Source organism: Paenibacillus nicotianae, assembly GCF_042681745.1.
GTDB lineage: Bacteria > Bacillota > Bacilli > Paenibacillales > Paenibacillaceae > Saccharibacillus > Saccharibacillus nicotianae.
Genome location: NZ_JBHUGF010000011.1, coordinates 791,821 through 805,151, shown reverse-complemented (window position 1 = coordinate 805,151; position 13,331 = coordinate 791,821). Strand labels below are relative to the sequence as shown.

The window sequence follows — 13,331 nt, the reverse complement described above, 5'->3', positions numbered from 1 at the left end:
ACTCTCCATAAAGTGTTTGACTTGCTCAATTGAAACTGGCGAGAACCGAAGTTCTCTATTTGTAAAGGTCGGCTAAGACCTTCATTTACTCACTCGTTGTTCAGTTTTCAAAGAACTTGCAGTATGATGTTTCGCTGCGTTTGTGTTTTTTAGAACTCTTAGATCATATCATTTTCTAAGTTTGTTTGTCAACTCTTTTTTTCAACATCATTTTTTCAAATTATGTTGGATTGCTTTAAGACGACTTTAATAATTTAACACATAATTAATTAGTTGGCAAGCATTATTTAAGATATATTTTATTTGATCTTTAGATGGAATTTATTTTTAACAAAATAGATTATTGCTCCTTTATTCTATTATAATTGCTTTTATATAGTGTATTTAAACTTTTGGTATTATCCTCTGTTTGAATATTCGTTTGATTTGAAATCCATCGTCACTTTTTTACCGTATATTTTATAGACTGATCGTGCGTTGACTACAACTATGAATAAAGGGGTGTACGGATGAATCGCTGGATTGCTTCTATTCAAAAAGGTTTTGGTAAAAAGCTTATTCGGTTACATGCTTGGAATGCCTGGTTAGTTGCTCTTTTAGCTGTTACCGGGTTAGTACTTGTAGGTGGATTTTGGCGAGAAATATTAGGTGAGGTTAGAGTATGGGTACGATGGCTTCATATTATTGGTGGACTGGCGTTATTGGTGCCGGTTGTTTATTACTTATTTCTTGCTGCTAAACACTGGAAACGACTCTCTGATAAACCCGGGCAAAAGTTGAATGTAATTATAGTGATGGTGTTATTGGTAGGATGGATCATATCCGGTATTTTATTATGGTTACTTCGACAAGTAGGACCGGCTGTAGCTAACTCCGCCTTATTTGTACATGATCTACTGACGTGGGTTGGACTTCCATATATTATTTATCATTCTTTAACACGTACAGCATGGTTGAAAGATCCCAAAAAACGCACAATCAAGCAACCTGTGACTTTAGACAAAACGATTACGGATAAAAGCGGTACTGTTGTAGCAACATCTTCTTCGCCAACTACTCCTTCTCCATTCTATACTAGACGTAATTTTTTACGCTCGGCGATCGGTGTTGGACTGGCTGTATCGATCGGGCCTACTTTTCTCAAATGGCTTGGTAGTTCGTTAACGAGTGGCGGTGGTGGTACATGGGAAGAAGTTGCTGCTAGCAATGGAAATAAGATGGTGCCTAATCCTACTCCACTAAAATCGTCTTCCCCACCTATCGGTGGTGGAGCACAAGGTGAATTTCGAGTATATACGGTAACGCCTATTCCTACTTTTGATAACAGTAACTGGGATTTTAAAATAGATGGGTTGGTAGATAAACCTCAAACTTGGAACTGGGAACAATTTTTAAAGCTGAAACGAGATGTGCAGGTTAGTGATTTTCATTGTGTTACTGGATGGTCTGTATATAAGAATACATGGGAAGGTATTCCTTTAAGTGACTTTTTAAAAGTGGCAGGTGTCCAATCTTCTGCAACGACGGTTAAATTTTATTCCGGTGATAATGTATATACTGACTCCCTTACACTGGATCAAGCGCAAATGAAAGATATTATTGTAGCAGTACTGCATGATGGCAATATTATCCCTGCTGATCTAGGTGGGCCAGTACGATTGGTTATTCCACAAATGTATGCTTATAAGTCTGTGAAATGGCTGAACCGGATAGAATTGATTGCTGAAGATCATGTGGGTTATTGGGAACAGCGTGGTTATGATAAAGATGCTTGGTTGCCTAAAGCTTAAATTGCTGGTGTATTGTTATTCTAAATAAAAAAGCAGTGTGTTTACTCTTATCTGAAGAGCAAAACACTGCTTTTTTACTTTGTGCGGAACATTTGATAGAAATTAATCTTATAAAGGGTCTGTTTTGCATATGCTTACAATCATGTTTAATACAAAGATTTGAAAACAATACTTCAAGTCCAACAATAGCATAGATACTCATAAGAAAAGTGAATATCAAAGTCTTATTGCGTCAAAGATACACTCAAGAACAACAGAAAACTGAACAAAATCTAATGTTTTTCTTTGGTTCTCATATATAAGATATCTATTCTAATTCATGTACATATTCAAGATACATATTAGAACTTTGTATAATCAACGATCCATTCAGTAATGTTGGTTATAGACAGTTTACCGCCAATAATAGTACTGCAAGTAACGCTAACTTCTTTTATAGTTCCAATAATCGTTTTAACTGTTCTTCGTCTTCAATAACCTCGATACCAAGTTCTTGAGCTTTGGTGAGTTTGCTACCTGCTTTTTCACCGGCGATAACGATATCTGTCTTTTTAGATACACTACCTGTGACTTTGGCTCCTAACGATTCTAAGCGAGCTGCGGCATCATCACGAGTCATTGTCTGTAATGTCCCTGTAAGTACAACTGTTTTACCTGCAAAATAAGAATCTGTATTGATCACCACAGGTTCAGCAGGAGATTGCGGTTGTACTCCTCGATCTAACATTTTCTGAATACTAGCCTGCATAAAAGGATCTGCAAAAAAAGCAACAATACTTTCAGCTACAATATTTCCGATGTCCGGTAATTCTACTAACTCTTCTACGGTTGCATTCATTACTTTGTTCAAATCACGATAATGTTCTGCCAACATACGAGTAGTCGATTTACCTGTATTCGGAATACCTAAAGCATATAGGAATGATGCTAAATCTCTTGTTTTACTTTCTTCGATAGCCTGCAATAGATTGTTCGCTTTGCGCTCTCCAAAACGTTCTAACTCTACTAATTTTTCAAATTCTAAAGCATACAGGTCTGCTGGTTCTTTGACTTCTAGCTCACTATGCAATTGTTGAGCAGTCATGATACTAAATGTCTCAATATCCATAGCATCTCTGGAAGCAAAATGGGTAATCTTAGCGATAATCTGTGGTGTACATTCTAATGTATTGTTACAGAATAGATGAGCTCCGCGTTGTTCTAATGGAAATCCACACGCAGGACATTTTTCTGGAAAAATGATTTCTTCTCCATCGCTTTCTTCGGTGACTTTACCAAGAATCTCCGGTATAACTTCATTCGAACGACGAATAAAGACACGTGTTCCGATTGCATATTTTAAATTTTTGCGTTCGATGTCTCCGATATTGTTCAGCGTGCAATTCTGTACGGTTACACCTGCAAGTTCAACAGCTTCTACGCGTGCTAGTGGTGTGATTTTACCTGTACGACCTACATTCCAGGAGACTGATTCTAGAATTGTACTGGTTTCTTCTGCTTCAAATTTGTACGCAATTGCCCAGCGTGGAAATTTATCGGTATACCCCAGTACCTCGCGAGTGCGCATATCGGTAATTTTGACTACAGCACCATCGATTAAGTAATCTAATCCGTTACGTTGTGCTTGAATATCTTCCAGTTGAGCAATCACATCATCAAAATTTTCAAAGTAAAAAATATACGGATTGACTTTGAAATGATTATCTTTGAGAAATTGCATCATTTCTTGATGGCTTTCAAATGTAATACCGTCCATATACCCTATGTTATAGAAAAAAGCACTTAAACGGCGAGTAGCTGTTACTTTAGGATTTAAATTACGAAGTGCTCCTGCAGCAGCGTTACGTGCATTTTTTAATTTGTCTTTATCTGTAGCATTTTCGTTATAAGCTGCTAGTACAGATAGGTTCATAATGCCTTCGCCTTGTACTTCAATTTTGCCGTCTTTGAAAGGAATCGATAAAGGAATCGAGCGAATGGTTTTGACCTGTTCTAAAATACCTTCTCCGGTGACTCCATTACCTCGGGTCGCAGCTTGAATTAATTTGCCATTTTCGTAGGTTAGATTAAGTGTTAATCCATCAAATTTGAGTTCAATAGCATAAGAGGGTTCAGGCAAAGGTGTTTCTGGATTTTTAGTATTATAATCTGCAATTAATTTGCGGGCGCGTGTATGCCAGCTTGCTAGCTTTTCTAAATTTTGAGCTTTGTCTAGACTCCATAATGGAGAAAGATGGCGATGTGGTAAAAATCCTTTCAACAATTCTCCACCTACACGCTGAGTAGGAGAATCAGGCAGTACGATTCCACTGACTTCTTCCAATTGGATTAATCGATCATACAGAACATCATATTCTTTATCATCGACTAACGGTTCATCTAACGTATAGTAATGGTAGCTGTACTTATTAAGCTCTGTAATTAATTGTTCCATTTCATGCATCGGATCCATGTGTAGTATACCCTCCCGGATTCAATTAAGATAAAATATTGCTTTGATGCTTTGATAGACAATGTAAAGCTACTTATCCTTGTTGTGTTATCGCATTTGATCATAATTTTAAATTAAAAAACAGAACCGAACAGTAAGTAATTCGGTTCTGTTTTGAAAATACAACTTTTACTGATCCAGTGATCATAAGAAATCACTTGTTTACACGCTCAGCTTGTTTATTCTACTTTAGTAATAGGAGCAAATCCTGCTAACAAGCGCTTGAGTCCTGTAGGTGCAGGAAAAGCAATTTGTAGCTCCATATCATTGCCTGTACCTTTCACTGCTACAATTGTTCCAATACCCCATTTGCCATGAGAAACTTTATCTCCTGCTTGGAACCCTGATCCTCCGCCAGAAGCTACAGGCTTAGGCGTGGCTCCTGTTGTTACTGTTACTCTTGCATTGGTAGCACCTGGTACTGCACGCGCAGAAGATCCACTACCAAAAGCAGCCGTATTTTCACGTTTACCACCAAAGCTACTTGTACTTCCTCCAAAGCTACGATTACCTGATCCATAACTGCTAGTACCGCGACTTGCTCCACCACGACGATAGTTAGGAGCTACTGCTGTGTCTTCTTTGAACTCTTCTGGAATTTCTTCTAAAAAGCGTGAAGGTGGATTGGCTGTTGTTCGTCCAAATAAAGTACGCATCTGTGCGCAAGATAAAAATAGATTTTTCTCTGCACGCGTAATTCCTACATAGGCTAGGCGACGCTCTTCTTCCAATTCTTCATTGTCTTGAAAAGCTCGACTATGTGGGAATACCCCTTCTTCCATACCGATAATAAATACGGTTGGGAATTCCAACCCTTTGGCACTATGCATGGTCATCAATACGACAGCATCGTCATCCTCTTCTGGCTCATCGCCGACTGTATCTATATCTGCGATTAATGCTAGATCGGTCAAAAATGAAATCAATGAGCGATCTTCATTATTTTTCTCAAATTCCATCGTTACAGATAAAAACTCTTCTATATTTTCTAAACGCGCTTTGGATTCAAGTGTATTCTCACGTTGTAATTCGACGCGATATTCAGATAGTTCCAAAATTTTCTCTGTTAATTCGGTGACCGATAAATACTCGACCATTTGATGAAGTGAAGCGATCATATCGTAAAATTCAACCAACATATTACGAGTACGACCAGCAAAGCCTAGATCGTCTACTATTTCTAATACTTTGAAAATAGAAACGCCTTTTTCTGCCGCTGCTACTGCTAGTTTGGCTACCGTTGTATCACCAATACCACGCTTAGGCACATTGATAATTCGAGTCAGACTAATATCATCATCTGGATTCGAAAGCAAACGTAAATACCCGAGCAAGTCTTTAATCTCTTTACGATCATAGAACTTGATACCGCCGACGATTTGATAAGGAATATCTGATTTGATCAAAATTTCCTCTATTACCCGGGACTGAGCATTAGTACGATACAATATCGCATGATTGCGATAAGGCTGCCCTGTTTTTACACTTTTATGAATCTCAGAAGTAACAAAGTATCCTTCATCATGCTCTGAATCAGCACGATACACTTTGATTTTGGCTCCGCCTTCTTTGTCTGTCCATAGCTTTTTCGGTTTGCGGCCTGTATTGTTGCCAATTACTTCATTCGCTGCACTCAGTATATTTGAAGTCGAACGATAATTTTGTTCTAGCAATATCGTTTTGGCTTCTGGATAATCTTCTTCAAAATTCAAAATGTTGCTGATATCTGCTCCACGCCAGCGATAGATCGATTGATCGCTATCTCCAACAACACAGATATTATGATGAGCTTCTGCTAACATTTTGCAAAGCATATATTGGGCTTTATTGGTATCTTGATACTCATCGACATGAATATAGCGGAATTTCTTTTGATAAAATTCTAAAACTTCAGGAACTTCATTAAACAATTGAATCGTCTTCATAATCAGATCATCAAAGTCTAATGAGTTATTCGCACGTAAACGTTGTTGGTATTTGGTATAGACTTTGGCTACAATACCTTCGAAATAATCACCGATCTTTTGCTCGTATTGAGCCGGGGAAACCAATTCATTTTTAGCAGTACCCATCATTCCTTGCACCGCTTTGGGTTCGAACTTTTTGGTATCAATATTTAGGTCTTTCATACAAGAACGAATGACAGAAAGTTGGTCAGATGAATCTAAGATAGAGAAGTTAGACGTAAAACCAATACGTTCGATATCTTTGCGCAGTATACGTACACACATCGAGTGAAAGGTCGATACCCAAATCTCACGACCTGCTGGACCAACCAGACGAGAAACACGTTCTTGCATTTCACGTGCAGCTTTATTGGTAAATGTAATCGCCAGAATACCCCACGGTGCGGATTTGCGTGCATCAATAATATGCGCGATACGATGTGTCAGTACGCGCGTTTTACCACTGCCTGCTCCTGCCATAATCAATAGCGGTCCATCTGTTGCGAGCGCGGCTTCTTTTTGTCGAGGATTCAATCGATTGATTGCTTCCTGTATATTTACAGTATTCATAGGGAAGTCATGCTCCTTTCTTAATAGAAAAATGATAGTTGAAAATCATCTATGATCAAGTTAGGATACTTCTCGTTATCTGGAGATAACTTGTACAGTATCTAATGCGGCTTGCAGATTTTCATAAATTATATTGCCGACGACAATGGTATCACATACTTGCTTGGCTTGACGAGCAGAATGAACATCTCTAATTCCACCGCCATAAAATAATTGAGCTTGATGAGTTGATCGGCGAATCTCACCTGTTAGTTCCATATCTCCAAAACGTCCACTATATTCTATATAAATAATAGGGAGGTGAAACAAACGGTCACCTGCTTGAGCATAAGCCACTGCCCGATCCAGATCGATTTCTGTTAATGCTTCAGTACGCCGAGCAACTGTAGAATCAGCGTTTAATACAATGTAACCTTCAGGTACAAGTTTATCCCAGGGTATGAAATGACTGTATTGTTCAATAGCAGACACATGCTGTCCAATCATCCACTGGCTATCATTTGTATTCAATACCAAAGGGATCATATACAGATCGAATCCAGGGACAACCATTTCTAGATCGGATACTTCAAGTACACAAGGAATATCATGTAGACTAATACGTTTGATCAGATCAACTGTGTTGTTGTAAGTTACTCCTGATGATCCACCTACCATAATCGCATCTGTCCCAGACTTACATACTTTTGCCAATACATCGTCCGAAATCGTTCGATCCGGGTCCAGTTTAAATACATGTTGCCATGTTTTGATTTGTTCTCTCAACCTTCATTCCTCCGTCTTCGGACAACCTTCAAATTAAGTCTATGATAGGGGATGCACAGTGTCAATTTTTTGTTCGTATTTTAGGGGAACAAATTTATTTTACCATTGATAATGATCAAAAATAAAAAAAGTATTCTGCTCCTATAATTTAGGAATAGAATACTTTTTAATGATCTCTAATGGCGAATCATTTAAATTTGCCTAACTTTTAATAAGCATTTTTATTTACAAATCCATTATGGATCGTTTTGAAAATAATTTTGATATCGAACAATAGCGACCAATTTTCGATATAAAAAATATCGTGATTGATACGGTCTTCGATAGAAGTGTCTCCACGCAAACCGTTGCTTTGTGCCCAACCTGTAATTCCAGGACGTACATGATGCTTAATCATATACTTCGGAATTTCATCACGAAATTGTTCTACAAAATAAGGACGTTCTGGACGGGGTCCGACTACACTCATATCTCCAAATAACACATTAAAAAATTGAGGTAGCTCATCTAAACTGGTCTTACGTATAAAAGCTCCAAACTTGGTTTTACGTGGATCATCTGCTGTCGTCCAACCTGTATCGATCTGCCCTTCAGGGATAATTCGCATCGAACGGAATTTGTACATCGTAAAGTTACGACGATTCAGTCCTACACGCTCCTGCTTAAAGATCACAGACCCTGGAGATGTCATTCGTACGCCAATCGCTACAATAATCATAATAGGAGATGTAATCACAATCGCTATCAGTGCAAATACAATATCAAATAAGCGTTTGAACATACGATTCGCTGCAATATCGAGTGGAATATCGCGTACATTAATCATCGGCATACCCGCAAAGTTATCAAAATACGGACGGGCAGGTAAATAATCAAAGAAATCTGGAATGATTAAAGTCCGTACACCGGCTTTTTCACATTCTGCAATAATACTTGGGTATTTATGATGTGCATCTAGCGGTAATGCCAAAATGACTTCATCAATCATCATCGTATGCAGAATATCGCCAAGCTTATCAATTTTTCCTAAAATAGGTTTGTATTTATTAGGCTCTTCTTCATTGTCTTCTAAATAGTCATCTAGAAAGCCAACTATTTCATAACCCATCTCAGGATACTGGTCTAAATTATTGCAAAAACGTTTGCCAAGTGAACCTGCACCTAAAATCAAAACAAATTGTTTGTTAAATCCACGTTGTCTGGCACGTTTCAAGCCTTTTTTGATTACATACCGATAAGCCATAATCAGCATCAATGTAAGAACCACATAAATAAACAAATACGAACGAGAGATATTTACTTCTTTCACAAAAAATAAAGCACCTAACAGAACAAAAATACTAACAAGATGCGTTTGGAAAATTTTCAGCAATTCATCTGCAAACCGTTTTTTGCGCTTTGGTGAATACAGTGTGCTCATACCGCCGATTAAAATCGCTATACCACCGTATACTAAACTCCATAGCCCATAGGTCTCAATCGGTAGTGCTCCAAATTCGATCGGTGTATCGTAAGCAAACCAGCCACTTTCAAATTTCACAAACCAGGCAAGTAAAAAAGAGAGTTGAATGATCATAAAATCAGCTAAAATATAAAGACGTGTTAAAAAGCGTTGATTTTTACGAATCATGTTTGGGCTCTCCTTTCTGCTGTAACAGATTTGGCAGGTAATAATTTATTTTTAATAAGAGATAACATTAATTTGACTCCAATTCCGGTAAATACAATACTATTTGTAACAAATGAATACTTTTGCCGATAATGCTTGCGATGAAATAACCACATCGCTCGATGAAACTCATAAACGATTTTGAATGGTTTACGCCGACTACTAGCACCTTTGTAATGAACAATTTGTGTATTTCCACGATAATGGATTTCCCAACCTGCCTCTTTGATCCGGTAGCACCAGTCAATATCTTCTCCGTACATAAAGAACTCTTCATCCAGTCCGCCAATCTGCTCAATAACTTCACGCCGAACTAACATAAAAGCACCTACTAATGAATCAATCGGATAAGACTCATTTGGATTCAAATAACCTAACTGGTAACCGTTAAAGCGCGGATTGTCTGGAAACCATTTGGAAAACCCAAAAGCATAATAAAACGATGCAGATGGTGTAGGGAATCCACGCTTGCATGCTTTATCAAGTGATCCATCCGGTAGAACAATTTTACAACCAGAAGCTCCTGCTTGAGGGTGAGCATCCATAAAAGACACCATCGTTTCTAAAGTATCTGACTGAACGATGGTGTCGGAATTAAGAAGTAGTATATATCGTCCTTGCGCAATCTTCATTCCCTGATTGTTGCCTTTGGCAAATCCTACATTATCTTTATTCGCAATAAAAGTAATGTCTGGATAAGTCGATGGAATCACTGTATCTGAACCGTCACTAGAAGCATTGTCCACTGCAATAATCTCGTAAGTATATTGAGTGCGTGATTGATACACAGACTTAATACAATCAAGTGTAAGCTGGCAAGTATTATAATTTAAAATTAAAATGCTAACGTCCATGGTAACGCTCCTGACTAAATTATAAATCTACTGGCATTATAGCATATCTATATATCAAAAAGATAAATCTACGCTGATTCTATTACTCGTCTTAAATATAGCCAATTATAATTAAAAAGCGAAATAATAATTGTTCCATTAATGATTGTCTATATAATTTAGATTTTTTCAAATATTCTATTCTACTGATTATATTTTTTCGAGGTTCGATAAATAAATCTAATTGAATACGCATTTCTGGATCAGCAATTTCACTACTATAAAGACGTTTGAATTCCTTAGCTTGTTGCACTAATAGATTTTTATTTCCTTTATGTTTTAAAAAGCTATTCCATTTCTTTTTCAACTTTTGCAAAATAGTCCATTCACCGCCAACAGCATTACCTCCATGCTGTCGATAATAAATAGAGGGCGTATGTTCAAAATGAAATTTACCGAAGCAAGATACAACTAGATATGCCCACCAATCATGCATTTGAATATCGTCTGTATTTATATCTCTTTTCTTGTCTATTAGTAATTGTAAAGTAGCACGATTAAAAGTTACAGTTGCTCCAACAGCAATATTTTGAATTAGAGCATTGTAAAAAGAAGGTTTTAAATGTGGCATTCCTGGCCATATTGCTGTTGGATTTAAATCACCATCTGTGAGCTGAGTATCTGTACAGATCATAGATGGAATAGTCCTTTTTACATTTTTAGCCTGATTTTTGAAGTTAATTTCAAAGTTAGATGATAAGTGATCCTCTTTTTCCATTTCAGATAATAATTGCACTGCACGTTGAGCTTTGTGAGGCATCCATACATCATCTTGATCACAAAAGCTAAAATAATCAGCTGTTAAGTCTGCATGTTCCATAAGATTCCAAAAGCTAGGAACCACACCTATATTTTCTCCTTTTATCAGAACAATACGTTCAGGATAATCTTGTTGATATTGATTTATAATTTCAATAGTTCCATCATGAGAGCCATCATCGCGAATTAAAATTTTAATGGATTGATAGGGTTGAGATAGTATACTATTCAATTGTTCTGAAATATACTTCTCTCCATTGTATGTAGACATTAATACTTGCAATAAACCTTGTTTACTCATTATTTTACCTCATTTATTTATAAATATAATTAATCTTATTTCCAATATAGCAAATTTCACTGAATGATAATAATCTATTCTACAACACATCACAAATTTAGATGCTAAGCTCTTTAAAATACATATCGCTTTACGTCTATTAAACAGTATATAAAAAGCTGAATACTGATCCTATAAAAGATCAAATTCAGCTTTTTACATACTTAATTTAGTTTGAGTTACTTATCATTTTTAAATTCTTGTAAAAAATCAGTTAATCCTTCTTGCCAAGAACGTATATCTGTAAATCCATTAGTTCGTATAGACAAATGCTCCATCACAGAATTAGCAGGTCTTGGAGCAGGTCTTGGAAACTCACTGGTTACACATGGTTCCAATACAGCTTGTATATCTACACCTAAAATATCTACAGCCTGTCTGAATATTTCTTGTGTAAATTCATACCATGTGCATGATTCACTATTAGAAGCATGATAAATACCATATTTCTCGGTTACCATTAATTCTGTCAAAAACGCTGCTAAGTCCACTGTATAAGTTGGCGAACCTTTTTGATCATGTACCACTTTAAGTTGTGGCTTTTCTTGACCTAACTTCAGCATCGTTTTCACAAAGTTGTTACCATGAAGTCCATATACCCAAGAGGTACGCACAATAAAATATCGGGAAGATAAAGATTGGATCAATACTTCACCAGCACGTTTGGATTTGCCATAGATACTTTGAGGATCTGTATTATCATACTCGTGGTAAGGTTGTACACCTTGTCCATCAAATACATAATCTGTGCTAATATAAATCACTTTCGCTTGTACAGATTCTGCCGCTACAGCAATATTACGTGTTCCTACAGCATTCACCAGATAAGCACCATCAATATCTGTTTCAGCCGCATCAACCGCTGTATAAGCTGCACAATGAATAATCACTTCAGGATGAAAAGAAGCGATAACTTGCTGACACTGTTCTAGATTTGTAATATCTAATGTCTGGCGATCACAACCTAATACTTCGTGTCCTTTCGCTTGGATGACTTTTACAGTATCCACTCCAAGCTGACCAGAAGCACCTGTTACTAACACTTTCATTGATTAGCTCCTAGACGATCACCGTATTGCTTTTGGTAATATTCTTGATATGCACCAGACGCAATGCGAGTCCACCAATCTTTATTATCCAAATACCACTGAATCGTTTCTTTGATGCCTGTTTCAAAATTATGCTTAGGCTTCCATCCAAGTTCATTCATAATTTTCGTAGGGTCAATACCATAACGACGATCATGCCCTAAGCGATCTTCAACATATTTGATCAAAGATTCTGGTTTACCCAGTTGTTCCAAAATCGTTTTGACGATATGGATATTGGTACGTTCATTGTTACCACCAATATTATAAACTTCTCCGTTTTTACCTTCATGAATAACAAGGTCGATTGCGCTGCAATGGTCTTCTACATACAACCAATCACGGATATTGAGTCCATCACCGTATACAGGTAAAGCTTCATCTGCCAAAGAACGAGAGATAATTAACGGAATCAATTTCTCTGGAAATTGGAATGGACCATAATTGTTAGAACAACGCGTAATATTAACAGGCAAACCAAATGTCTCGTGGTAAGCACGTACTAATAAATCTCCGCCTGCTTTACTTGCAGAATAAGGACTGTTTGGTGTGATTGGGGTCTCTTCCGTAAAGAGCCCTGTTTCACCTAAAGAACCATATACTTCGTCAGTAGATACTTGTACGAATTTAGTAATATTATACTTTTTAGCAATATCCAAAAGTACTTGAGTACCAACCACATTTGTTTTCACAAAAATTTCAGGCTCCAAAATACTGCGATCCACATGTGATTCTGCTGCAAAGTTAACAATTACATCAACGCCATCTGCAACTAAGCGATCCATTGTTGCTGTATCTGCAATATCGGCTTTCACAAATGTATGGTTTGGATTACCTTCAATCGATTTTAAGTTTTCTAGATTACCTGCATACGTAAGAGCATCTACATTGATAATCTGGTATTCAGGATGTTCACGTAACATATATAGAACAAAATTACTGCCAATAAAACCGGCTCCGCCAGTAACAAGCAATTTCATAATTTGCCTCCTGTAAGAATCATATTTAGATTCTACCTAT

The 13,331-nt window shown here is 37.1% G+C and carries 9 protein-coding genes; 1 reads left to right on the top strand and 8 read right to left on the bottom strand.

What is annotated here, in order from left to right:
- Window positions 1–509: 509 nt before the first annotated feature.
- Window positions 510–1,790, top strand: a complete 1,281-nt coding sequence (locus tag ACFSGI_RS22265) for a molybdopterin-dependent oxidoreductase (RefSeq protein WP_204827238.1) — start codon at window positions 510–512, stop codon at window positions 1,788–1,790.
- A 433-nt stretch (window positions 1,791–2,223) separates the two neighbouring features.
- Here the strand turns inward: ACFSGI_RS22265 and ligA are convergent, their stop codons facing one another.
- From ligA to rfbB, 8 genes are all read right to left on the bottom strand, one after another.
- Complete coding sequence (gene ligA / locus ACFSGI_RS22260) at window positions 2,224–4,242, bottom strand: NAD-dependent DNA ligase LigA (protein ID WP_204827237.1); 2,019 nt, start codon at window positions 4,240–4,242, stop codon at window positions 2,224–2,226.
- 218 nt (window positions 4,243–4,460) lie between these two features.
- Entirely contained in the window at window positions 4,461–6,797 is a 2,337-nt protein-coding gene (gene pcrA / locus ACFSGI_RS22255; RefSeq protein ID WP_204827236.1) for a DNA helicase PcrA, read from the bottom strand.
- 75 nt (window positions 6,798–6,872) lie between these two features.
- Window positions 6,873–7,562: a heptaprenylglyceryl phosphate synthase gene (gene pcrB / locus ACFSGI_RS22250; RefSeq protein ID WP_204827235.1), complete on the bottom strand. Its 690-nt coding sequence runs from the start codon at window positions 7,560–7,562 to the stop codon at window positions 6,873–6,875.
- A 208-nt stretch (window positions 7,563–7,770) separates the two neighbouring features.
- Entirely contained in the window at window positions 7,771–9,192 is a 1,422-nt protein-coding gene (locus ACFSGI_RS22245) for an undecaprenyl-phosphate glucose phosphotransferase (RefSeq protein WP_204827234.1), read from the bottom strand.
- Window positions 9,189–10,085, bottom strand: a complete 897-nt coding sequence (locus tag ACFSGI_RS22240) for a glycosyltransferase family 2 protein (RefSeq protein WP_204827233.1) — start codon at window positions 10,083–10,085, stop codon at window positions 9,189–9,191. Before ACFSGI_RS22240 ends, ACFSGI_RS22245 begins: the two co-directional genes overlap by 4 nt.
- Before the next feature lie 91 nt (window positions 10,086–10,176).
- The gene (locus ACFSGI_RS22235) at window positions 10,177–11,184 is read right to left on the bottom strand and encodes a glycosyltransferase family 2 protein (protein ID WP_204827232.1); all 1,008 of its coding nucleotides are present in this window, start codon (window positions 11,182–11,184) and stop codon (window positions 10,177–10,179) included.
- Between the two features lie 218 nt (window positions 11,185–11,402).
- Entirely contained in the window at window positions 11,403–12,272 is an 870-nt protein-coding gene (rfbD, locus tag ACFSGI_RS22230; RefSeq protein WP_204827231.1) for a dTDP-4-dehydrorhamnose reductase, read from the bottom strand.
- Window positions 12,269–13,291, bottom strand: coding sequence for a dTDP-glucose 4,6-dehydratase (gene rfbB / locus ACFSGI_RS22225; RefSeq protein ID WP_204827230.1), 1,023 nt, complete (start codon window positions 13,289–13,291; stop codon window positions 12,269–12,271). The genes rfbD and rfbB overlap by 4 nt, the downstream gene beginning before the upstream one ends.
- Window positions 13,292–13,331 lie beyond the last annotated feature (40 nt).